Genomic DNA, 23234 nt, shown 5'->3' with positions numbered 1-23234 from the left:
GGCGCAGGAGAAGGTCGTCGCCACAACATCTTGTGGTGGATGATTTGAAGCGCACTATATGTGGTGGGTAGACTGGTCCCATGTACTGCCCCTACTGCCGCCATGACTCCTCGCGGGTCGTCGATTCACGCATGTTGGACGACGGCTCCGGCATCCGCCGTCGTCGTCAGTGTCCGCAGTGCTCCAAACGCTTCACCACCATGGAGACCACCAGTCTCAATGTGATCAAACGATCGGGTGCCGCAGAGCCGTTCGACCGCTCGAAGGTCATCAACGGGGTCCGCAAGGCCTGCCAGGGCCGCCCAGTGTCCAATGATGACCTCGCAGTGCTGGCCCAGGAGGTCGAGGAGACGATCCGCGCTGCTGGCAACGCCGAGGTCGATGCCAATGACGTGGGCCTTGCGATCCTCGGGCCGCTGCGCCGCCTCGACGTCGTGGCCTATATGCGCTTCGCCTCGGTCTACCGCGGGTTCGAGTCCCTGCTGGACTTTGAGAACGCGATCGCGGAGCTGCGCCGGGAAGAACTCCACGGACCTTCAAGTTCAGGTGCAACCGTTGTCCAGCCCAGGTTCGGATTCCGCTAGACTCGTTGACGTACCGGCGGTGCTCTCTTCTGGGGAAGGTTGAGAGCATCGCCGGTTTTCGCGTCTCCGCCCTCGGGGTCTCCCGGCGCCGGACGCACTGATGGTCCGGAGAGAACCCCCTGAGTTTCTCTCCGAACCATCGGCGCCTCCGAGAAGGCCCTTCCATTAGACGCCCCGTGCGTCCCTCCGCCGCGCAGAACAGCGGGAACCCCGTAGCTCAGACGGATAAACCCAGTAGAAGATACGGGCCGGTATAGTCTTCACCAACTGATCTCTCGACCAAGGAGCCCGCGGTGCACCGCAGTGACCCTTTCGTGGGCAGACGCGAAGAGATCGCGCTGATCCAGCGGGCCGCTGACCGGGCGCGAAACGGCAAGGCCCAGTTCGTGATGGTCGAGGGCCTGACCGGCTCCGGCAAGACCCGTCTGCTGCATCAGGCCATGGAGAGCTACCCGGAGTGGAACGAGCGCACGATCCTGCTCGATGAGTCCTTCACGGCTCAGCCGGGGTCCGCGATCCATCATCTCCTCGGCGCAGACCTCTCCGCCTCGGCTGGACTCTCCGGTTTCACGGGCACCAGCGGGCACGCCGAGGTCGAGGATCTCCTGGCAGCGGGCTTCGACGCCGCCCAGACGCTGCAGCGGCCGTACCTGCTCAGCGTGCAGAACCTGCACCTGGTCGACGAGGCCTCCGCCGACGCGCTCTGGCGTGCGCTCAGCCTCTTCCAGAACGGTCCCGTCCTGGTGGTGCTGAGCACGCAGGCCTCCGTGCGTCCCGAGGTCCAGCGGCTGATCCAGCTCGCCCAGGCAAGTCCGCGCGGCACCTACATCTCGCTGCAGCCGTTGGGACTGCGCGATGTCTCGGATCTGTTGGAAGCCTATTCCAGCCTGCCCATCTCCGACGCCGTAGCGGCGCGGGTGATGGAGGAGACAGACGGCTACCCCGGTCTGGTGGAGCAGGTGGGGCTGTGGCTTCGGCGGACCCCGGTGGGTGCGCGCAGCATCGACCAGGCCCTGGTGCACACCGTGAAGTCCGCCGACTACAGCGGGATGCATCGCGATGTGCTGACCCGGATGAACTGGCTGCAGGACAGCGATCGTCGAGCCGTTGAACTGCTCGCGGCCGCCGAGGGCTCGCTGAGCCGGAGCCAGATCGAGGCGGCGCTTTCGACCACCGTGGATCCGGCGGCCCTGTTGAGCACCTCGCTGCTGTCCTGGGAAGAGCTGACCGGCCGATATGCCGTGGGCAGGCGCTCGCTCAGCCGCGCCGTGCTCAGCGGCACCTCGGAGGTTGAACGAGCGGGACTGCTCCGATCGCTCGCCGAGGTCCTCGAGGGGGAGGGCTCTGTGCGCCACCTGGCCGAGGCGATTCGGCTGGATCCCAGCTTGGCAGACGGGGCCCAGGTGATCGCCGAGCTGCAGGCCCACGCTCGGCACGCCGCGAAGCGACACGATTTCCGGGACGCCTTTGACCACCTGATGGCGGCGGTCTCCACGGATCTCGACGACGTGGACTCGCTGTGTCTGCTAGCAGGCCTCGCTGTCCGCACCGACAGGGTCACCGCTCTGCAGGAGCTCGAGCCCTCCATGCGGGCGCTGCCCCCATCGACCTGCCGCGCCGGGATCCTGGCCCTGCTGATGTTGGAGCAGTCCGACACCGAGGCGGCGCTCTTCGAGCTCGAGTCGCACCGGCCCGAGCAGGACCCGGGGCTGCCCATCTACGCGGAGGCCGTGACCGAGGTGAGCGGAAGGCTGCTCTCGGAATCACTGCGAAGCCGGGGTGCGGCATTGGCCCAGGACGTCTCTGCCTCCCTCCATGCGGTGCTGGAGCGGCCCGACGGGCTCGACCTGGTCGGATACATCTGGGACCGGGGCTACCTGTTGGGGCTCAGCGCGCTGAACACGCTCTGGATCCAGCTCTCCGCCGAGCGGCCACAGAACATCGACGCGATGATCGCACGCGCCTCCGAGCGGCTCGCCGAGCTGCGCGGGGAGCCCGGCGTCGAACGCTTCGAGACCGCCCTGCACTGCGTGCGCGGCTCCCTGCTGCGCCAACGCGGCTCGATGAACGACGCCTATCACGATCTCGCCCGGGCGGCAGCTCAGGACGACTCCAGCAGCTATGTGATGTACGCGAGGACTCAGCTGGCTCTGCTGCTGTTCAGCTCCGGATACTGGGATGAGGCCGCCAAGATGGCCGAGCGGGCCGCCGGGGCCGCACTGCTCCGTCGAGAGGACGCGGTCTCGCACGTGGCCTATGCGGTCTCGCTGGTCGTGCCTGCCGCCCGTGGCCAGGTGGAGAAGGTGCGAGCGGGACTGGAGCGCCTGAGTGAGAGCGAGCATGCTCATGGACCGCTTGCCGCAGGGACCATCGACTGGGTGGAGGCCTGTCTGGCAGCCTCGCAGAACGACTTCCGCGGGGTGGCGCGAAACCTGCTGAGCATGCGCGACGACAGCAGCGCATGGTGGGCGATGGAGCCCCAGGCGATGAGCATGCTTGCTCGAGCGCTGCATCTGAGCGGCTGGGCGGCCATGCTTCCCGCGCTGCTGCGTGGCGCAGAGAGCGGGAATGCCGTCCGGGATTTCCAGCAGCCCCTCACGACTCCCTACCTGAGGGGCTTTGAACGCTGGGCAGCCGGTGAACCGGAGCAGGCGATGGAGAGTCTCCTGCAGGTGCTGCGCGGCTATGACGCCAGTGAGACGATCCGTCCCACGCAGCCGCCAGGGGAGGGAGGCGGTTTCCGCATCTTCCGGGCGATGCTCGGGCTCGACATCGGCGCGCTGGTCTCCGGCTATCCGGTGGAACTCGCGCGGCACCGAGCCACGGCACTGGAGTTCGCCGTCTGGTCAGCTTCGGTGCTGCAGGCCTGCGGCGCCGAGACTCACCTGGAGCGGGCGAATCAGCTGATGGAGACCCTGCGGCCGCGCCTCCTCAATGAGCACCCGGCCACCCGATCCCATGCAGCCGCGCTCCTGGGGCCGAAGCAAGCACCCGAGCCTCAGGTCGCCGAGGCCGAACGGACGGCGAAGGCCGAGCCCACACTCGGAGCCGATGTTGAGCAGGCCCTGCGCCACCTCTCCCGCCGTGAGCGCCAGGTGACTCTGCTGGTCTCGGAGGGCAGCACGAACCGGGAAGTGGCTGAGCAGCTCGTGCTCTCGGTGCGCACGGTGGAGTATCACGTGGCCAATGCCATGACCAAGCTGCAGGTGCATTCGCGGCGGGAGATCCGCCGGCTCGTCCGACCACGGTGAACCGCCCGGCGTCGTCCGGGGGGGGGCGGCCAGGTCCAGCGCCTGGCTCAGCCCAGTCTTCGCGTCAGCTCAGCCCGCCAGTGCCCGGAGCTCTGCGATCGCGGCCTCCGGGTCCGCCGCCGAGTACACCGCAGAGCCTGCCACGAAGGTGTCGGCGCCAGCCTCTGCCGCCCGGGCGATGGTCTCGGCGCTGATTCCACCGTCCACCTGCAGCGCGATCTCTCCGCCGAGGTCATCGACGGCGGCCCGCGCCCGGCGGATCTTGGGCAGGATCAGGTCGAGGAAGCTCTGTCCGCCGAATCCTGGCTCCACCGTCATCAGCAGGAGCATGTCGAGCTCCCCGAGCATGTCCAGGTAGGGCTCGACGGGGGTGGCCGGCTTCAGCGCCATGGCCGACCGTGTGCCCTGTGCGCGAAGCTCCCGCGCCAGCCGGATCGGGGCCTTCGCCGCCTCGGCGTGGAAGGTCACCGACTCACAGCCGACCTCGGCATACTGCGGCGCCCAGGTGTCAGGGTCCTCGATCATCAGGTGCACATCCAGCGGCAGCTCGGTGGCTGCCCGCAGCGACCTCACCACCGGGAGTCCGATCGTCAGATTCGGCACGAAGTGGTTGTCCATCACGTCCACATGCACGGCGTCGGCCGTGGTGATGCGGCCCAGCTCGCGCTGGAGGTTCGCGAAGTCGGCGTTGAGGATGCTGGGGTGGATGCAGGTGCGGCTCACGGGGTGATCCTACCGGTCTTCAGCTCATCGGCTCCGCTGACCTGCAGCGGTCGCTGGAGCAGCGCGAAGAACATCGCGTCGGTCCCGTGGACATGGGGCCAGAGCTGCACGCAGCGCTGCGCAGTCCCCGTGCCGTGCTGCGCGTCGGGTCCGTCCATCAGCGCCACGCCGGCGTCCAGTGCCGCGGCGCGCATCGGTTCGTGGGCATCGAGCAGCTCGAGCTCCGGATGGCGACGCAGCAGGTCATCGACCTGGATCACGGTCTCCGCGGCGTGCGGAGAGCAGGTCACATAGGCCAGCAGGCCCCCCGGCGCCAGGGCTCCGGCGGCGGCGTCGAGCAGCTCCAGCTGCAGGGCGGTCAGGCTCGAGAGGTCCCCCGGAGTTCGGCGCCAGCGGGCTTCGGGTCTCCGCCGAAGCGCCCCGAGTCCGGTGCACGGAGCATCCACCAGGATCCGTTGGAAGCCTGCGGCTCCGGCTTCCTCGCCGATGGTCCGGCCATCCCCGGTGCGCACGGTCCACGCCTTGGGAGACACAGCTGCCAGGGCTCCGGAGACGAGCTTCGCGCGGTGCGGGGCCGGCTCGTTGGCGAGCACCGTGGCGCCGCGTTCAGCGGCGAGCGCTGCCAGCAGGGCCGCCTTGCCTCCAGGTCCGGCGCAGAGGTCCAGCCAACGCTCGGCACCGGGGGCCCCGGTGTCGTCCGGCAGGGCGGCAGCGGCGAGTGCTCGGGTGACCCACTGGGAGCCGATGTCCTGGACGCGAAGCTCGCCCTCACGGGTGCCGGGAAGACGACCGATGTCGCCCCCGCGGAAGACCGCAGCCCCCGGCAGCAGCGGGGAGACCGTCGCCCCGGCCTCCGTCGCACTGCGCAGGCGCTGCCCGGGCTCCTCGAGCACACCGGGAAGCTCCACGAGGTGGACCTCGGGGGCGTCGTTGTCGGCTCGCAGCAGGTCCTCGAGCTCTTCGCCTCGACCGTGGAGTCGCAATGACTGCCGCATGGCTCGGACCACCCAGGCCGGGTGCGCATGCTTCAGCGCGAGCGCGTCGTCGCCGCTGAGGCTGCCGTCGACGGCGAGGCGCTCGGTCCACTCGTCCAGCGAGGCGGCGCTGACCTTGCGCAGCACGGCGTTGACCAGTCCGCTGGGACCGGCGCCGATCTCGCTGCGCACCAGAGCGACGGTTTCATCCACCGCGGCATGAGTCTCGACGCGCATGTTCAGCAGCTGGTGTGCGCCGAGGCGCAGGGCGTCCAGCACGGGTGCGTCGAGCTGCGTCAGCGGCCGGTCCACGCAGGCGCCGAGGATGGCGTCATAGGTGCCCGTCCCGCGCAGCGTGCCGTAGGTCAGCTCCGTGGCGAAGGCCGCATCCCGCTTGTCCAGGCGCCGACGTCGGATCTCGGCGGGAAGCGTCAGGTTGGCATAGGCATCATCCCGGCTGACCGCGCGCAGCACCGTGAACGCGGTGAGCCTGGCGGGATCGGCCCGACGCTTTCGCTGTCCGGGGGCTGTGGCGCTGAAGCCGCGGGCCGAGCCGGGCCTGTCAGACCGAGCACCGCCGCGGTTGCGCTCACGCCCCTTGTCGTTTCGGCGGCTGGACTGCGGGTCTCGGGACTGGCCGCTGTGACTCATGCGTGGTGCTCTTCCGTGGGAGTGGATGTGGTCTGCTCGGTTCGGCCGAGTCGCACCGGCGACTGCAGGCCGCGGTACCAGTCGGCGGCGTTGAGCATGGTCTTCCCGGCTGGCTGCACGCCGGAGAGCACGACTGGCTCCCCGTCACCGGCCCGGAACGCGATCACGCTCCTGGCCTCGCGGCTGGCCGATGTGTGGTTCCCCGCCGTGGCGGCGCTCGGGGTGTCCGCGCCGGGCAGGCTCAGGACCTGTCCCGTGGCGGCCTCGGTCAGTGCAGCCTTCAGACGCTGCGCAGCCTCCGGGTCCGAGGGTGTCCGGTGCAGCCTGGCCACGCCGAGCTTGATCCGCTGATCCCCGTTCAACGTCCAGGCTCCAGGTTCCGGGATCGTGGCATTGATCCGCTGCACCAGCTCGGCGGCCGGGCGGGAGGGATCGATGAAGGCGTCCTCGCGGGTGAGCTTGGGCGCGAAGCTGGGTTCGCCCTGCTGCGCCTGCGGCGTCGAGGTGCCGGTGAGCAGACTGGGCAGCAGCACGGTGAGCAGCGAGGCTCCGAGGTTCGTCAGGTCCTCGAGCACTGTCCCTGCCGAGGTGGCCTCGGGGATCGCGTAGCTGCACAGCCCGTGCACAGGGCCGGTGTCCATACCGCGTTCGAGCTGGAAGACCGTGGCCGCGGTGGTGCGTTCCCCGGCCAGCAGGGCATGTGGCACCGGGGCGGCACCGCGGTAGGCGGGAAGCTGGGAGTAGTGCAGATTGACCCAGCCGCGCGCCGGCGCCTTCAGCGCCGCGTCGGGCAGCAGCGCGCCATAGGCGACGACGACGCCCAGATCGGCCCCTGCTGCCGCGAGCTCGGCGGTCACCGAAGAGTCTATGGAGGCGGCCTTGATGACCGGGATACCGGCGGCTTCGGCAGCCTGGGCGACGGGGGAGGCGGTGAGCCGGCGTCGTCGTCCGACGGGGGCATCTGGCCGGGTCAGCACGGCGGCGACGTCTGCACCGTCGCTCAGCAGGCTGCGCAGGCAGGTGGCGGCGATCTCCGGGGTGCCCGCAAAGAGGACTCGGCCCCGTCCGGGACCCTCGGACGCCGCGCGCGCCGCGGCGAGGGAGTCTGCGGTGAACTGTTGCATGCTGGGGCCTTTCAGGACGCGAAGAAGCTGCTGCTGGTGCGCCGAGTGACCTGCGCCTGGTCCAGCGCCTGGCCGTACTCCCGGGATCGCAGCGCGCGGGCGGCCGAACTCTTCTCGGTGCCGGTGAGCCGGTCGACGAACAGGCGTCCGTCCAGGTGATCCACCTCGTGCTGGAAGCAGGCGGCAAGCAGCCCGGTCGCGTCGACCTCGATCTCGCCGCCGTTCTCGTCGCTGCCGGTGAGCCGCACGAGCTGGGCGCGAGCGACGGGGGAGTAGATCTCGGCCACCGAGAGGCACCCCTCGCGCAGCAGGTTCTCGCCCTCCGCCGGACCCGCCTCGGGCTCCCGCGGCGTATAGGTGCGCTCGCCGAGCAGCTGCAGCTGCGGATTGACGACGGCCCCGCGCTGACCGCTCACGTCATAGGTGAAGATCCGCCGTCCCACGCCGATCTGCGGAGCCGCCAGGCCGATGCCTGATACCGCATCCATGGTCTCGAACATGTCCGCGATGAGCTCGCGGACGGTGTCATCGATGGAGTCCACGGCATGAGCAGGCGTGCGCAGCACCGGGTCGCCGATCATGCGGATGGTCAGGACAGTCATGGAGCCATTCTTTCATTGTCCGGGTCCTCGGGATTCCGCACGGGCGGCGGCGAGATGGGCCGCAGCGCGGGCCCGGCGCTGGCAGTGGTCCGACTGTGTTCCCAGACCTGTCGAAGCACACAGAACTTGAACCAGTGCGCCTTCAGCAGGGCGGGGTTCGACTGTGCGGCGACGACCTCCGCCTCCGAGATCGCCACACCGAGCAGGATCGGGTCACCACCGTAGGGCCAGGGCGTCCATTCCCCGGCGGCGGCGTCCACCAGCATCTCCTCGCCCTTCATGCCGGCCACCAGCTGCATCACGACTGATTCGTTCAGCGGCTTCGATCGGCCGTCCCGAGTGAGTCCCTTTGTCTTGAAGTCGATGATGCACGTGCGCCCTCCGATCTCGGCGACGAGGTCGAGGGTGCCGGCGTAGCCGAGCGTGTGATTCCACACCGTCACCTCAGCGGCCAAGGGCGTCACACCGTAGAGCGACCACCACTCATCGAATCGGTCGGCGAATCGCGTCTCGCGGTGCTCCTGAAGCGCCGCACGCGCCGCCTGGGTGGTCTCGGCCAGACCCAGCGCGCGCAGCGCCACCTGCTCCGCATAGTGGTGCACCCGGTCTCCACGGGCGGCCGCTGCGTCCCGGAAGCGCTCCGCCGCCGAAGAGGCCTGCCGCGCGAGCCGCTTGAGCTCGGCGGGGGAGCCGACCGCTGCTGCGAGTCGCTGATCATTGACCAGTTCAGAGGTCGCCATATGACCCGCCCACCCGGTCATGTCCTTATGCTCCTGGGAGATCACCGTCGTGATCGAAGGCACCTCGGGAGAGCCGCTGGTCGAGCGCGAATACATGCGGCCATAGTCGGTGGCGTGGGCGAGGCTTGGCTGTGTCATCGGTACAAGTCTGCCACCTGTGCCTGACATCTCTGCCTGCCGCCCAGATCGGGACCCGCAAGGGGTCTGATCACTTGCGATCGGGAGGAAGCCCCTGCTCGATTGGACGAGCGGCCGAGACCTGCGCTATCGTTTCAAGTCGTTGAAACGCCGCAGAAAATGCGGTCGGGACGACACTGCGGATGTAGCTCAGCTGGCTAGAGCATCACCTTGCCATGGTGAGGGTCGCGAGTTCGAATCTCGTCATCCGCTCGCAGGATCTGGGGAAACCCTTGAACGATCAGCAGGATCACTGCACGGCAGCCAGGTCTTCGACGACCCGGTCGCCGGATGTCAGTCCGGGACGGTGTAGTGTTTCGGGGATGGCTACGGTGGGGTGGCCGAGTGGCGAGGCAGCGGCCTGCAAAGCCGTTAACGCGGGTTCGATTCCCGTCCCCACCTCGCAGCTTCGTTCGAGCACCGGGCGGAGAACAGAGCAGGAAACAACTGAATAAGTCTGAACGGATGAGAAAGTCCATACGGGCGCGATTAGCGCAGCGGTAGCGCGCTTCCCTGACACGGAAGAGGTCACTGGTTCGATCCCAGTATCGCGCACTGAGTGCAGGAGCTCCTGCCACCGATGAGGTGGCGGGTCACCCTGGACTCATGCGGATGTAGCTCAGCTGGCTAGAGCATCACCTTGCCATGGTGAGGGTCGCGAGTTCGAATCTCGTCATCCGCTCAGCACACAGGGAAGGGCCCGGGACCTCATGGTCTCGGGCCCTTCCTGCATGTGCCAGCAGTTCGCGGCTGCCTGCCCCAGACTGTTGATTGCCCCAGATTGCGGTGCCGGACGGGCCGCGCCAGCGCATGTGGCACACTTGGTGCTACACAATTCGTGCTCCGGGATCGGTGAAAATCCGAACCGGCGGTCAAAGTCCGCGACCCGAGTCAGGTGCAGCCCCGCTGCTCCGGTCTTGGTTGAACCGGTGGAACTCCGGTACCGACAGTCACAGTCTGGATGGGAGAAGCACAAGAGTCCGCGCCTGTGGACTCCGCATCGCGCGGAGCCCACGCAGGCGGACTGCGTCGACGCCTCGCCGCATCGGCCTTCCCGGAGTGCCTCGACACGCTGGGAGGAGATGGCCGTTGCTTCACGAGTCAGCGATGACCCAAGCCCTGGAGCTGGCGTTCTCAGGCGTCCGAGGAGCCAATCCGCTGGTGGGAGCCCTGCTCGTCTCCGCGCAGGGCGAGGTGCTCGCTCAGGGCCACCATCGAGGAGCCGGCACCTTCCACGCTGAGCGCGCCGCCCTCGCGAACTTCTTCGCCCATCACCCGGCCGGTGTCGACCTCAGCTCCGCCACCCTGTACTCCACATTGGAGCCGTGCCGTCATCAGGGCCGTCAGCCCGCCTGCACCCAGCTGATCATCGAGGCCGGCATCGGCCGGGTCGTCCACGGCGCCTCCGACCCGACGAGCAACGGCGGGGGAGCGGCTGTGCTGCAGCGCGCGGGAATCGAGGTGCTCTCCTCCGTGTTGAGGGAAGAATGCGAGGCGCTGAATCACCGGTGGACGGCGGCCCAGGAGCAGCACCGTCCCTTCGTCACGGTCCATCTGGCTCAGACCCTGGACGCGCGGATCGCGGCCGCCGACGGGACCAGCCAGTGGATCACCTCGCAAGCCTCGCGGGAACACACGCATCGGGTCCGCAGCCGTGCCGATGCCATTCTGGTGGGCACCAACACCGTGGCGGTGGATGACCCCCGGCTGACCGCGCGCACTCCCGCCGGAGACCTCACGCAGCGGCAGCCGCTCCGTGTGGTCATGGGCCTGACACCCGTCCCGAAGCGCTGCAAGCTGACCCAGGCGCTGCCCGAGGGTGAGGGCTGGGTGCAGCTGCGGACCCGAGATCCGCTCGAAGCCCTGCAGGAGCTCGCCCAGACCACGCATGGCGGGTACCCCGTCAAGCACGTCCTCGTCGAGGGTGGGCAGAGCGTGCTCTCGGCCTTCTTCGCGGCAGGGCTAGTGGACGAGGTCTTCGCCTATCACGCACCGCTTCTGCTGGGCGCTGGGACCGCCAGCATCGGCGACATCGGTGTGACAACACTTCGCGAGGCGCCCCGCTTCGCACTCGACCCCGCCGAGAGCGGGCCGGTGCAGATCATGGACTCCGATGTCTGTGTGCACCTGCAGCCGAAAGGAGACACATGTTCACCGGAATCGTGACTGGTCTGGGAGAGGTCCTCGAACGACGCTTCGAACCCACCAAGTCCGTGGAGCGGCTGAGCTTCGCCGCACCCGGGCACACCGAAGGTCTCGCCCTGGGCGGCTCGATCGCCGTGAACGGGGTCTGCGTCTCCGCTGTGGACATCGACGGTGACCGGATCAGCGTGGAGCTGATCCCAGAGACGCTGAAGCGCACTGCGCTGGGCCAGCTCAGCGTGGGCGATGGGCTCAACCTGGAGCGCTGCCTGCCCTCCGGCGCCCGCCTGGACGGCCATGTGGTCCAGGGTCACGTCGATGGTCTCGGCGAACTCGTGGAGCGGGATCCGCAGGACGGGCGGCACCGATTCCAGATCAGCGCCGAGCTCGCCCCCTATCTCGCGGAGAAGGGCTCCATCGCTGTCGACGGGGTGTCGCTGACCGTCACTGCAGTCGCGGACCCCGCGTCCACGCAGCCGTGGTTCGAGGTGGGCCTGATTCCGACGACGCTGGCCGAGACCACCCTCGGGGGCCTCTCGATCGGCGGAGCGGTCAACCTCGAGGTGGACGTGCTCGCGAAGTACACCCGCCGCATGCTGCAGTTCGGCCATCACCTCCCCGACCCTGCCTCCCAGGCGGTCGAGGGCGCTGCGGTCGGGAACAATGCGGTGCACGGCGCTGCGGGCGAGGGTGCCGAGGCCGAGGGTGCCATTGATCAGCCTGCAGACGCAGGGTCGTCCTCCCCGATCCCCAGCATTCCCCAGCCGGAGACCCCGGCCCCGCTGCTGGATCCCATCGACGTCGCCCTCAACGAGCTCGCGGCGGGGCGTCCCGTCGTCGTCGTCGATGACGCCGACCGGGAGAACGAGGGCGACATCATCTTCCCGGCCTCGCTTGCCACCGAGGAGCTCATGGCGATGACGGTCCGGTACACCTCGGGAGTGATCTGCGTGCCGATGACGCCCGAGCGGGCGGAGCACCTGAAGCTGCCGCCGATGGTCACCGACAATGAAGATCCCAAGGGCACCGCGTACACGATCAGCGCCGACGCCGCCGCAGGAGTCAGCACCGGCATCAGCGCCGCGGATCGCGCGCTCAGCGTGCGCGTCATGGCGGACGCCGCCACCACCGCGGCCGATCTGAGCCGGCCCGGTCACCTGTTTCCGCTCATCGCGGACCCCGCGGGGGTGCTCGGGCGTCCGGGGCACACCGAGGCTGCCGTGGACCTGTGCCGACTCTCGGGGCTGCCCGAGGTCGGTGTGATCGCCGAGCTGACCCACGACGACGGCCGCATGATGCGCCTGCCCGCGCTGCGCGACTTCGCCGACGCACACAGGCTCGCGCTCGTCTCCATCGCTGACCTGATCGCCTACCGCGGAGGGACGTCGAGCAACGGCGCCGCGATGGCTTCGGTGGCGGCCAGCTGGGATGCCCCCAGCGATGAGCTGGCAAAGCTGGTGACCCCGGGCCCCGTGGTCACGCTGCCCACCGATCATGGTGTCTTCGCCGCTCAGGTCTGGACCGAGCACGCGACGGGTCACGAGCACATGCTCATCTCGGCGCTCGCCCAGGCCCCCGGGGAGGGCAACGAGGACGCGTCCCGTCCGCTGATCCGGATGCACTCCGAATGTGTCACCGGTGACGTGCTGGGATCCCGGCGCTGCGACTGCGGCACCCAGCTGGCCTCGGCGTTGGAGTCCATCCAGCGCGACGGCGGACATCTGCTCTACCTGCGTGGCCACGAGGGGCGCGGCATCGGCCTGGCCAACAAGATGCGCGCCTATAAGCTCCAGGAACAGGGGGCGGACACGGTGGAGGCCAACGAGATGCTGGGCCTCGCGGCCGAGCTGCGCGACTTCACCGGGGCGGCCGCGATCCTGCATTCCGCCGGCATCCGTCGTCTGCGGCTGATGACGAACAACCCGGTCAAGGTCGACACGCTGCGCGGAGCTGGCCTGGATGTGGAGCTCGCTCCTTCGACCGGCGTGGTGCACGAGACCAACCTGCGGTACCTGCAGACCAAGCGCGACCGGATGAACCACACGCTGGACCACCTGCAGCTGCACGAGCAGTGACCGCTTCCTCCTCCTGAGACCCAGCCAGCTCAGCAACCTCTGGCCGTCCCAGACCCACCGCACGCCCCATAAACGCCCCACACCCCAGACGAAGGAGACCGCGCAGATGAGCGGCACCGGAACGCCACAGATCCAGCAGGACGAACTCGACGCACTCGCCAGCGCGGCGGCACAGCACGGACTCAAGGTCGCCGTCGTGGCCTCGCGCTGGCATCAGGAGGTCATGGACGGGCTGATCGCCGGTTCCGAGCGCTTCTTCGAGCAGGTCGGGGTCCAGGATGTGACGCTGCTGCGCGCTCCCGGGTCCTTCGAGCTGCCGGTGATCGCCTCCCATGCCGCCGCGCGCTTCGACGCGGTGGTCGCCCTGGGCGTCGTGATCCGCGGTGGCACCCCGCATTTCGAGTATGTCTGCACCGCCGCCACGGACGGGCTGAGCCAGGTCGCCCTGACCTCGGGGACCCCTGTCGGGTTCGGCCTGCTCACCTGCGACGACGAGGCGCAGGCGCTGGATCGTGCGGGTCTGCCAGGCTCGAAGGAGGACAAGGGGTTCGAGTCCGCCCATGCCGCTCTCGCTGCGGCGGCGGAGATCGCCGCGCTGGCCTCGTGAGATACCCTGAAGCGGTGAAAACCTTCGATCAGCTGTACGCCGAACTTGCCCAGAAGGCCGAGACCCGTCCGGAGGGCTCGGGCACCGTAGCTGCCCTTGATGCTGGCGTCCATCAGATCGGGAAGAAGATCGTGGAAGAGGCCGCCGAGGTCTGGATGGCGTCGGAGTACCAGACCGAGGCCGAGACCGCCGAGGAGATCTCTCAGCTGCTCTACCATCTGCAGGTCATGATGATCGCCAAGGGGATCTCCCCGGAGGATGTCTACCAGTACCTCTGATTCCGCTCGCCGACATCAGCTGAGAAGAATCGCCGACCACTCCATCACCTGCACACGAAAAGACGAGATTGACTATGCTGCGCATTGCTGTTCCCAATAAGGGTGCCCTCTCCGAGGCTGCCATGGAGATGCTCTCCGAGGCTGGCTACGTCCAGCGCCGCGACCGGCGCGAACTGGTCATGCTCGACGAGGAGAACCAGGTGGAGTTCTTCTACCTGCGCCCCCGCGACATCGCCGTCTATGTGGGCGCCGGAACCCTCGACGTCGGCCTGACCGGGCGTGACCTGTTCCAGGACGCCCGGGTCGATCACGGGGCCGAGGAGGTCCTGGGGCTGGGCTTCGGCAAGTCGACCTTCCGCCTGGCGGGACCCGCCGGACGCTTCACCAGCGCGGCGGACCTCGCCGGGACCCGGGTGGCCACCAGCTATGACGGCCTGCTCGCCCACTGGTTCGAGTCCCAGGGCGTGGCAGACGTCGAAGTGGTGCACCTCGACGGTGCCGTGGAGACCTCCGTGCGGCTCGGCGTCGCAGACGCCATCGCTGACGTCGTGGAGACCGGCAATACGCTCAAGGCCGCCGGGATGGAGACCTTCGGCGAGCCCATCATGGACTCCGAGGCCATCCTGATCTCGGGACGCGACCAGCGCCCCGAGGGGCTTGACCGGCTGATCCGCCGACTGCAGGGCGTGCTGGTCGCGCGGCAGTACGTGATGATGGACTACGACGTGCACCGGGACCTGCTCGCCCAGGCCGCCGCCATCACTCCCGGCCTGGAGTCACCGACCATCTCCCCGCTGGCCGATGAGAACTGGGTCGCCGTGCGCTCCATGGTCCCGGCCAAGAAGACCAACCAGCTGATGGATGAGCTCTACGACCTCGGAGCCCGCGCCATCCTGGTCTCCTCCATCCACGCCTGCCGCGTCTGAGATCGAGGTCACCGATGACACTGGCAGTCCGAGTCATCCCGTGCCTGGACGTCGACGCGGGCCGCGTGGTCAAGGGAGTCAACTTTGCCAATCTCCGCGACGCCGGGGACCCGGTGGAGCTTGCCCACCGCTACAACCGCGCGGGCGCCGATGAGCTGACCTTCCTGGACGTCACCGCCTCCACCGCCGACCGCGAGACCACCTACGATGTGGTCACCCGCACGGCCGAAGAGGTGTTCATCCCGCTGACCGTGGGCGGCGGAGTCCGCTCACCGGTGGACGTGGACCGGCTGCTGCGTACCGGAGCCGACAAGGTCTCCATCAACACCGCCGCGGTGTCCCGCCCCGAGGTGATCAACGAGATCGTCGCTCGCTTCGGCAATCAGGTCCTGGTCCTGTCCCTGGACGCGCGGCGCAGCCCCGCGACCGAGTCGGGCTATGAGGTCACCACCCACGGCGGACGGCAGGGGACCGGCATCGACGCGCTGAGCTGGTGCCGCGAGGCTTCCGAGCGCGGCGTGGGCGAGATCCTGCTGAACTCGATCGACGCGGACGGCACTCGCGACGGCTTCGACACCGAGATGATCGCCGCGGTGCGGGCCGTCAGCTCCGTGCCGCTGATAGCCTCGGGCGGCGCCGGCACGCCGGCGCACTTCCCGCCCGCGATCGCTGCGGGAGCCGATGCGGTCCTCGCGGCCTCCATGTTCCACTTCGGCCCGGATGACATGATCGCCCAGGTCAAGACCGCCATACGTTCTGCCGGTTATCCGGTGAGATGAGGACTTCGATGAGCACCGCCGACTCCACCGACCCCGGCTCAACAGCATCTGGATCCGCAGCACCTGGATCTGCAGCACCGGAAGGCGCCGTGCCTGCAGGGAGCCTGCCTGAATCGGTCCTGGACGCGGTGCGCTTCAACGCCGATGGCCTGGTCCCGGTGATCACCCAGGATGCCGACTCCCATGAGGTCCTGATGCTGGCCTGGATGAACTCCGAGGCGCTGGGCATCACGCTGGCAACGCGCCAGGGCGTGTACTTCTCCCGCTCGCGCGGTGAGCTCTGGCGCAAGGGAGCCACCTCGGGCAATGTCCAGCACGTGGTCTCCCTCGCGCTGGACTGCGATGGCGACACCGTGCTGATGAAGGTGGAGCAGACGGGCCCCGCCTGCCACACCGGCACCCCCACCTGCTTCACCGGACGGGAGATCACCCATGCATGACCTCGGCACTGTGGTGCCCACTCGGGAACAGTTCCTCGACCTTGCCCAGGATCACCGTGTCATCCCGGTGACCATGACCCTGCTCGCGGACGCGCACACCCCGTTGAGCATCTACCGGGCGCTGGCCACCGACTCCGCCGGCTCCGCGCGCCCGGGCACCTTCCTGATGGAATCCGCGGCGCCGGGCGCCGCCTGGTCCCGCCATTCCTTCATCGGTGTGCGTTCCTCGGCCACGCTCAGCGAGAAGGACGGTGCAGCGCACTGGATGGGGAAGCCGCCCCAGGGGACCCCGCTGCACGGCACCACTGCGGATGTGCTGCGCGATACGCTCACCTTCCTCGCCGGGACTGCCCGCGACACTGCGGTGGGCGCGGAGCGCACGACCCCAGGCCGTCCCTTCATCGAGGAGCTTCCGCATCTGACCTCCGGGCTGGTCGGCTACGCCGGATGGGACGTGATCCGCCACTGGGAGAAGCTGCCGAACCCGCCCAGAGATGATCTTCATGTGCCCGAGATGGCCATGAACCTGGTCTCGGACCTTGCGGTCCATGACAACCGGGACGGGACCGTGACGCTGGTCGCCAACGCGATCAACTTCGACGGCCTCGACACCGGAGTCGAGGGAGCCTACTCCGACGCTGTGTCCCGGCTGCACGACATGGCCGCCAAGCTCGCCGAGCCTGTGGCCCCCGTGATCTCGACCGCCGAGCGAGACTGGGGCGCCGCCGTCGAGCGGGACCTCCAGGAGCGCGTCGCGCATGCCTGGGACGAGAACGAATACCTGGCGACGCTCACCAAGGCCAAGCAGGCGATCGTCGACGGCGAGGTGTTCCAGATCGTGGTCTCGCGACGATTCGAGGTCGACACAGAGGTGGACGCACTGGCGGTCTACCGGATGCTGCGCCTGCTCAACCCGAGCCCCTACATGTACCTCATGCACTTCGAGACCCCCGACGGCGAGCCCTACCAGCTGGTCGGGGCCTCGCCTGAAGCGCTGGTCACCGTGGAGGACACCACGGTGGTCACCCACCCGATCGCCGGCACCCGGCCGCGCGGAGAGACACCGCGCCAGGACGCCGAGCTCGCCGAGGATCTGCTGGCGGACCAGAAGGAGCGCGCCGAGCACATCATGCTCGTGGACCTCGCGCGCAACGATCTGGCCAAGGTGTGCGTGCCCGGCTCGGTGCAGGTCACGCAGTTCATGGCAGTCGAGCGCTTCAGCCACGTGATGCACCTGACCAGCCACGTGCAGGGAGAGCTGGCCAGCGAGTACAGCGCCTATGACGTCCTGGCGGCGACCTTCCCTGCCGGGACCCTCTCCGGAGCGCCCAAGCCGCGGGCACTGCAGCTGCTCGACGCCTGGGAGCCGACGAGGCGCGGCATCTACGGGGGAGTGGTGGGCTACTTCGACCTGTCCGGCCGCATGGACGCCGCCATCGCCATCCGCTCGGCGCTGCTGAAGAACGGACGCGCCTATGTGCAGGCTGGCGGCGGGATCGTGGCGGACTCCGAGAACGACGCCGAACGCCTGGAGACCGTGAACAAGGCCGCCGCTCCGCTGCGCGCCGTGCTGGCCGCCGACCGACTGGAGCACACATGAGTGAGACCACGACGCCCGAACCCCAGGGCGCACAGCCCGGCCCAGAAGCATGGTCCGCCCGACTCCGGCGCGCACTGACCCGACGCACCGTGGTCTGGACGACTCTCCTCGGCGGGGCGCTGCTGCTGATCTCCTCGACCATGACCTGGGTGACCGCCACCGGGCTCGGCGCCACCTCTGCCGTCCAAGAGGTGGAGATCTCCGGGGCGGACCTGGTCGACACCGTCACCGCCATGGGGCTGGTCGGTCTCGCCGCCGGACTGGCAGTCTCGATAGCGAAGCTGATCGGGAGGGTGCTGATCGGGTCGGTGCTCTTCGGTGCTTCGATCATCGTTCTGCTCTCCGTCCGTGCCGTGCTCGCCGACACCGCATCCACCGCCGCCACTGCGCTCGGGGAGATCACCGGGACCACCGCCGAGGCGCAGAGCTACGAGCTCTCCGGGGCCGTCTGGCTGGGCTTCGCCGGCGCGCTGCTGCTGCTCGTCGCGGCGCTCGCGCTGCTGCTGCTCTCCCACCGCTGGCCGGATCGCCAGTCGCGCAAGTACCAGGTCTCAGGATCCGATGCCGGCGTCGAGCAGCGAGCCCACGAAGGCCCCGCCGGGGAACATGGTCCGGGCACGGCCGCCGGCTCAGGCTCGCAGACCCGCAGCGGTCGCGACACCGACCCGGACGAGTTCGACCTCTGGGACGGGCTCTCCGACGGCGAGGACCCCACCGACTCCCGGCGCTGAGCGGCTCCTGCGGATTCTTCGGCCGGTGACTCCGCGTCACCCGACGTCGTCACCGACCGCGACTGAGGGCCATACGTGGCAGAATGGTCAGCAGACTGAATGAGCACTGAAGCACGTTCCAGAGAGGACCAGGATGAGCACCACCTCAGCTTTGCGCGACACCGAGCCGGCACCCGGCGAGAAGGTGGATGACGAGTACATCCATCACGATCACATCGGTCACGGCTCCACCCCCGCCGCCTGGTCGCTGAGCATCTGCATCATGGTGGGCTCGATCATCGCCGGCATCGGCATGGTGACCCAGGTCTGGGTGCTGGTCTGGATCTCGATCCTCTTCCTCCCGCTGGCCATCGTCCTGGGCCTGGTGCTCAAGGCCAAGGGCTACGGCGTGGAGATGGACGCCAAGAAGGTCATCAGCGAGCACGAGAGCGCCCGCGATCACCAGGGCCCCGCCAATGCGGACAACTCCCGAAGCAGCAAGGACAAGCGGCGGCCCGAGACCGCCGCGCACTGAATGGTGAGCGTTCTCGATTCGATCATCGCCGGAGTCCGCGAGGACCTCGAGGAGCGTCGGAGTGCGGTCCCGTTCGAGGAGATCGTCGCTCGTGCCGCCGCAGCGGCCCCCGCACTCGATGCGCATGCCGCGCTGACCGCGGGGCGCAGCGATCCCCAGGGCGTCCGGATCATCGCTGAGGTCAAGCGGTCCTCGCCCTCGAAGGGTGAGCTGGCCGAGATCCCCGATCCGGCCATTCTGGCGCGCGCCTACCAGACCGGTGGGGCCGCTGTGATCAGCGTGCTCACCGAGGGACGACGCTTCAAGGGAAGCCTGGCGGACCTCGACGCCGTCCGAGCCGCCGTTCAGCTCCCCGTGCTGCGCAAGGACTTCATGGTCGATGAGTACCAGTTCCACGAAGCTCGCGCGCATGGGGCGGACCTGGTGCTGCTCATCGTCGCCGCGCTCGATGACGAGACACTCGCCCGCTTCCTCGCACTGACCCACGAGCTGGGCATGGAGGCGCTCGTCGAGGCGCATACTGAAGAGGAGATCTCCCGGGCAGTGGCTGCCGGGGCCAAGATCGTCGGAGTCAACGTGCGCAATCTGAAGACCCTGGAGGTCGACGTCGCCCATTACGCCACGATGGCGCGTCACCTTCCCGCCGATGTGGTGCGGATCGCCGAGTCCGGCGTCACCGGCCCCGCCGTCGTCGCGGACTACGCGCTGGAAGGCGCCGACGCCGTGCTGGTCGGAGAGGCCCTGGTCAGGGACGGGGAGCCCGCAGAGGCCCTGCGTCGCTTCCGTACCGCGAGTCTTGTCCACGAACACTGAGGAGAGACCATGAGTGCTCCCGCTGAGGAGACCCAGAAATACCGCGACCACGAGGGTCCCTACTTCGGGAACTTCGGTGGCCGCTGGATGCCGGAATCACTGGTCGCGGCCCTCGATGAGGTGGAACGCACCTTCCGTGACGCCAAGGAAGATCCTTCCTTCATCGCCGAGTTCCAGCGCCTCGGCCGGGACTACACCGGACGACCCTCACTGCTGACCGAGGTCCCCCGCTTCGCCGCCCAGGCTGGTCGCGCCCGGATCTTCCTCAAGCGCGAGGACCTCAACCACACCGGTTCGCACAAGATCAACAACGTCCTCGGACAGGCGCTCCTGGCGCAGCGCATGGGCAAGACCCGGCTGATCGCCGAGACCGGTGCCGGCCAGCACGGTGTGGCCACGGCCACCGCGGCCGCCTTGATGGGCATGGACTGCGTGGTCTATATGGGCTCGGCAGACACCAAGCGGCAGGCGCTCAACGTCGCGCGCATGCGCCTGCTCGGGGCAGAGGTGGTCCCGGTGGACCACGGCGCGCAGACGCTCAAGGACGCCATCAATGAGGCGCTGCGCGACTGGGTCGCCTCGGTGGAGAACACCCACTACCTGCTCGGCACGGTCGCCGGCCCACACCCGTTCCCTGAGATGGTCCGCTGGTTCCACCAGGTCATCGGCGAGGAGGCGCGCGAGCAGATCCTCTCCATGGAGGGACGCCTTCCCGATGTGGTCGCGGCCTGCGTGGGCGGCGGCTCCAACGCGATGGGCCTCTTCCACGGGTTCCTCGATGACCCCGAGGTCGCGCTCTACGGCTTCGAGGCCGGAGGCGACGGGGTCGAGACCGGTCGGCACGCCTCGGCGATCACGCTGGGCCGCTCCGGCGTGCTCCATGGCGCGCGGTCCTACCTGATGCAGGACGAGGATGGACAGACGGTGGACTCGCATTCGATCTCCGCCGGATTGGACTATCCTTCCGTCGGCCCGGAGCACGCCTATCTGGCTGAGACCGGTCGCGCCACCTACGAACCGGTGACCGACACCGAATGCATGTCCTCCTTCGAATCGCTGTGCCGCACCGAGGGCATCATTCCCGCCATCGAGTCCGCCCACGCGCTGGCCGGCGCCGCCCGGCTCTCCCGCAGCTGGGGCGCGGACGGTGAGGGCAAGATCATCATGATCAACCTCTCCGGACGCGGGGACAAGGACGTGGAGACCGCCGCTGAATGGTTCCGGATGCTTCCGGGCCAGGAGAACGACCCGGTGGCCGAGACCGAGACCGCAGACAAGACCGGTGACGAGAGCCCATCTCCTGCACCCGAGACGGGAGTTCAGGCATGAGCACCGAAGCCACTCCGGCGCAGCCCGGCGCACAGGCGTCGATGACCGCGTCCAAGACCGCGCGCGCCATCGAGGCGGCGCGTGCCCAGGGACGCGCCGCCTTCGTGGGCTACCTGCCCGCCGGGTACCCGGACAAGGACACCTCGATCGCGGCGGCCATCGAGCTGGCCCGCAACGGCGCCGACGTCATCGAGATCGGTGTTCCCTATTCGGATCCCGTCATGGACGGTCCGGTGATCCAGCAGGCCACCACGGAGGTCCTCGCTCGCGGGTTCCGCCTCCCGGAGGTCTTCGAGATCGTGGAGGCAGTGGTCGAGGCCACCGACGCCGCAGTGCTGGTGATGACCTATTACAACCTGATCGACCGCATGGGCGCCGAGGAGTTCGCCAGCCGTCTCGCGGCTGCCGGGGGAGCGGGCGCGATCACCCCGGACCTCATCCCCGATGAGGCCGGCGAGTGGATCGCCGCCACGGATCGTCATGGGTTGGATCGGGTCTTCCTGACGGCCCCGTCCTCCTCGACTGAGCGCGTGGAGAAGATCGTCGCCGCCTCCCGCGGCTTCGTCTACGGGGTCTCGGTGATGGGCGTGACCGGTGCCCGGGATCAGGTGTCCGACGCCGCGGAACGCGTGGTCGCGGCGGCCAAGAGCGCCGGAGCCGAACGGGTCTGCGTGGGCCTGGGCGTCTCCACCCGCTCCCATGTCGAGGAGATCGGTCGCTACGCCGACGGTGTCATCGTCGGCACCGCGCTCGTCGTCGCACTGCGCGACGGCGGACCTGAAGCAGTTGCGGAGCTGACTGCCGAGCTCACCGGAGCCGGCGTCCCTCGATGACATAGACTGCACCGGATCACGAATCAGCCAGGTCAGCGCTCCGGCGTCGTTCTGGCGAATCATCATTGCGAGAGGACACCGTGTCTCACACCTCCAGTCCGGTCAGCGCGCTGCAGACCGTCGTGGAAGCCGCCGCGCCAGCGGGGGCCCAGATCACTGCCGCCTTTCCCGCCCCGCCGACCGACGGGATCGACCTCGTCGGCCCGTTCCAGATCGGCTTCTACGGGCTGGCCATCGGCCTGGGCATCCTCGCGGCGTACTTCGTCGCCAGTCGACTCTGGAAGTCGCGCGGAGGACAGCCGGAGAACGTCTTTGATGCACTGATCTGGGCCGTGCTGCTCGGCATCATCGGCGGCAGGCTCTATCACGTGTTCACCTCTCCCGACGCCTACTTCGGGGAGGACGGCGATCTGTCGCTGATTCCGCAGGTCTGGCTCGGCGGCCTCGGCATCGTCGGTGCAGTGGCCCTGGGCAGCGTCGGCGTCTGGTTCGCCTGCCGCCGCTACGGGATGAAGTTCGGCGCCTTCGCCGATGCGCTCGTCCCTGGCGTGCTGCTCGCGCAGGCCATCGGTCGCTGGGGCAACTGGTTCAACCAGGAGCTCTACGGCGGCCCCACCAATCTTCCCTGGGGCCTGGAGATCGACACCTCTCAGCGCCACCAGGCGCCCCCGCTCGGTGCCGGCGAGGACACGCTCTTCCACCCGACCTTCCTCTACGAGAGCATCTGGAACCTGGTGGGCTTCTTCCTGCTCATCGCGCTCTATCGCCGCTTCGCCGTCAAGCAGGGTCTGCTCGCATGGACCTATGTGGCCTACTACGCCCTGGGTCGCTTCTGGGTCGAGTCCCTGCGCGTGGACGAGATGACGAAGTCCACCCAGTGGATCGACATCTTCGGCCTCGAATGGCGACTCAACATGTGGATGTCAGTGTTCCTCTTCATCCTCGCCCTGGGCATGCTCATCTGGCTCTGGACCCGCCGTCCGCGCACCGAGGTCGCGCTGGCCGAGGAGCTGGAGATCTACCGGCCCGGCCAGGGGCCCCGCGGAGCAGAGGACCACAGCGTCCTGATCGGCGAGGAGAACGACGACGCCGCCTCCACCACGAAGGAGCGCAGCGCCGCGGCAGCCGAGGAGCGTCCAGGGGAGTCGGAGGAGTCCGATCTGCCCCCGAACGAGTCTGATCGCCCAGCTGAATCCTCCAGCCCCGCCGAACAAGACCGTCCCAAATCCTGAGATCGAACTTGCAACGGCTGTGGGCTGGCAGGAGGATTGGGGCATCCCCTGCCCACCAGCGGGATGACGACGAAGACGGTGCGCCGACCAATCCGCACCGCTTGAGCAC

Annotated in this window: 21 protein-coding genes, 4 tRNA genes and 1 riboswitch; of the genes, 20 read left to right on the top strand and 5 right to left on the bottom strand. The window is 68.5% G+C overall.

Annotated elements, in window-relative coordinates:
• Positions 1–80 precede the first annotated feature (80 nt).
• Both nrdR and H4W26_RS13970 read left to right on the top strand, forming a co-directional pair.
• Complete coding sequence (gene nrdR, locus H4W26_RS03545; RefSeq protein WP_192590763.1) at positions 81–584, top strand: transcriptional regulator NrdR; 504 nt, start codon at positions 81–83, stop codon at positions 582–584.
• Between the two features lie 293 nt (positions 585–877).
• On the top strand, positions 878–3835 hold the full coding sequence (locus H4W26_RS13970) for a helix-turn-helix transcriptional regulator (RefSeq protein ID WP_192590762.1): 2958 nt from the start codon (positions 878–880) through the stop codon (positions 3833–3835).
• Between the two features lie 69 nt (positions 3836–3904).
• Here H4W26_RS13970 and rpe read toward each other — a convergent pair whose 3' ends face one another.
• From rpe to H4W26_RS03515, 5 genes are read right to left on the bottom strand one after another with little or no spacing between them, the layout of a single operon-like run.
• A complete protein-coding gene (rpe, locus tag H4W26_RS03535; RefSeq protein WP_192590761.1) occupies positions 3905–4558 on the bottom strand; it encodes a ribulose-phosphate 3-epimerase in 654 nt (217 codons plus the stop codon).
• Positions 4555–6183: an RsmB/NOP family class I SAM-dependent RNA methyltransferase gene (locus tag H4W26_RS03530; RefSeq protein ID WP_192590760.1), complete on the bottom strand. Its 1629-nt coding sequence runs from the start codon at positions 6181–6183 to the stop codon at positions 4555–4557. The genes rpe and H4W26_RS03530 overlap by 4 nt, the downstream gene beginning before the upstream one ends.
• Entirely contained in the window at positions 6180–7307 is a 1128-nt protein-coding gene (locus H4W26_RS03525) for a methionyl-tRNA formyltransferase (protein ID WP_192590759.1), read from the bottom strand. Before H4W26_RS03525 ends, H4W26_RS03530 begins: the two co-directional genes overlap by 4 nt.
• An 11-nt stretch (positions 7308–7318) precedes the next feature.
• Positions 7319–7909, bottom strand: a complete 591-nt coding sequence (gene def / locus H4W26_RS03520) for a peptide deformylase (RefSeq protein ID WP_192590758.1) — start codon at positions 7907–7909, stop codon at positions 7319–7321.
• Entirely contained in the window at positions 7906–8787 is an 882-nt protein-coding gene (locus H4W26_RS03515) for a PD-(D/E)XK nuclease family protein (protein WP_192590757.1), read from the bottom strand. Before H4W26_RS03515 ends, def begins: the two co-directional genes overlap by 4 nt.
• A 178-nt stretch (positions 8788–8965) precedes the next feature.
• Between H4W26_RS03515 and H4W26_RS03510 the strand changes: the two genes are divergently transcribed.
• The 18 genes from H4W26_RS03510 to lgt all read left to right on the top strand — a co-directional run bounded on the left by H4W26_RS03510 (position 8966) and on the right by lgt (position 23125).
• Positions 8966–9039, top strand: a tRNA-Gly gene (locus H4W26_RS03510).
• Between the two features lie 118 nt (positions 9040–9157).
• Positions 9158–9228, top strand: a tRNA-Cys gene (locus H4W26_RS03505).
• A gap of 81 nt (positions 9229–9309) precedes the next feature.
• Positions 9310–9381: transfer RNA gene (locus H4W26_RS03500), tRNA-Val, on the top strand.
• Positions 9382–9434: 53 nt separating this feature from the next.
• Positions 9435–9508 (top strand) — tRNA-Gly (locus H4W26_RS03495).
• Positions 9509–9660: 152 nt separating this feature from the next.
• A riboswitch (FMN riboswitch) is annotated at positions 9661–9804 on the top strand.
• A gap of 111 nt (positions 9805–9915) precedes the next feature.
• The gene (gene ribD / locus H4W26_RS03490; protein ID WP_225939580.1) at positions 9916–10992 is read left to right on the top strand and encodes a bifunctional diaminohydroxyphosphoribosylaminopyrimidine deaminase/5-amino-6-(5-phosphoribosylamino)uracil reductase RibD; all 1077 of its coding nucleotides are present in this window, start codon (positions 9916–9918) and stop codon (positions 10990–10992) included.
• Complete coding sequence (gene ribB / locus H4W26_RS13965; RefSeq protein ID WP_192590756.1) at positions 10974–13043, top strand: 3,4-dihydroxy-2-butanone-4-phosphate synthase; 2070 nt, start codon at positions 10974–10976, stop codon at positions 13041–13043. The genes ribD and ribB overlap by 19 nt, the downstream gene beginning before the upstream one ends.
• A gap of 106 nt (positions 13044–13149) precedes the next feature.
• Positions 13150–13650, top strand: coding sequence for a 6,7-dimethyl-8-ribityllumazine synthase (gene ribH, locus H4W26_RS03480; RefSeq protein WP_192590755.1), 501 nt, complete (start codon positions 13150–13152; stop codon positions 13648–13650).
• A 14-nt stretch (positions 13651–13664) separates the two neighbouring features.
• On the top strand, positions 13665–13928 hold the full coding sequence (locus H4W26_RS03475; protein ID WP_192590754.1) for a phosphoribosyl-ATP diphosphatase: 264 nt from the start codon (positions 13665–13667) through the stop codon (positions 13926–13928).
• Positions 13929–14002: 74 nt separating this feature from the next.
• Positions 14003–14854, top strand: coding sequence for an ATP phosphoribosyltransferase (hisG, locus tag H4W26_RS03470; RefSeq protein ID WP_192590753.1), 852 nt, complete (start codon positions 14003–14005; stop codon positions 14852–14854).
• 14 nt (positions 14855–14868) lie between these two features.
• Positions 14869–15633 carry an imidazole glycerol phosphate synthase subunit HisF gene (gene hisF / locus H4W26_RS03465; RefSeq protein ID WP_192590752.1) on the top strand — a complete coding sequence of 255 codons (765 nt, stop codon included), beginning with the start codon at positions 14869–14871 and terminating at the stop codon, positions 15631–15633.
• Positions 15634–15641: 8 nt separating this feature from the next.
• Complete coding sequence (hisI, locus tag H4W26_RS03460; protein WP_192590751.1) at positions 15642–16073, top strand: phosphoribosyl-AMP cyclohydrolase; 432 nt, start codon at positions 15642–15644, stop codon at positions 16071–16073.
• The gene (locus tag H4W26_RS03455; RefSeq protein WP_192590750.1) at positions 16066–17673 is read left to right on the top strand and encodes an anthranilate synthase component I; all 1608 of its coding nucleotides are present in this window, start codon (positions 16066–16068) and stop codon (positions 17671–17673) included. The genes hisI and H4W26_RS03455 overlap by 8 nt, the downstream gene beginning before the upstream one ends.
• Positions 17670–18404: a Trp biosynthesis-associated membrane protein gene (locus tag H4W26_RS03450; RefSeq protein WP_192590749.1), complete on the top strand. Its 735-nt coding sequence runs from the start codon at positions 17670–17672 to the stop codon at positions 18402–18404. Before H4W26_RS03455 ends, H4W26_RS03450 begins: the two co-directional genes overlap by 4 nt.
• Positions 18405–18537: 133 nt before the next feature.
• A complete protein-coding gene (locus H4W26_RS03445) occupies positions 18538–18918 on the top strand; it encodes an HGxxPAAW family protein (RefSeq protein ID WP_192590748.1) in 381 nt (126 codons plus the stop codon).
• Positions 18919–19731, top strand: a complete 813-nt coding sequence (gene trpC, locus H4W26_RS13640) for an indole-3-glycerol phosphate synthase TrpC (protein WP_225939579.1) — start codon at positions 18919–18921, stop codon at positions 19729–19731. It begins immediately after the preceding gene.
• A 9-nt stretch (positions 19732–19740) separates the two neighbouring features.
• Positions 19741–21060 (top strand): tryptophan synthase subunit beta, encoded by a 1320-nt coding sequence (trpB, locus tag H4W26_RS13635; protein ID WP_225939578.1) that lies wholly within the window; start codon positions 19741–19743, stop codon positions 21058–21060.
• On the top strand, positions 21057–21893 hold the full coding sequence (trpA, locus tag H4W26_RS03435; RefSeq protein ID WP_225939577.1) for a tryptophan synthase subunit alpha: 837 nt from the start codon (positions 21057–21059) through the stop codon (positions 21891–21893). Before trpB ends, trpA begins: the two co-directional genes overlap by 4 nt.
• An 80-nt stretch (positions 21894–21973) precedes the next feature.
• A complete protein-coding gene (lgt, locus tag H4W26_RS03430; RefSeq protein ID WP_318779754.1) occupies positions 21974–23125 on the top strand; it encodes a prolipoprotein diacylglyceryl transferase in 1152 nt (383 codons plus the stop codon).
• Positions 23126–23234: the final 109 nt, after the last annotated feature.

This window comes from Nesterenkonia halotolerans (assembly GCF_014874065.1).
GTDB lineage: Bacteria > Actinomycetota > Actinomycetes > Actinomycetales > Micrococcaceae > Nesterenkonia > Nesterenkonia halotolerans.
Note: the sequence above shows the minus strand (reverse complement) of the source record. Positions and strands in the feature narration are given on the sequence as shown.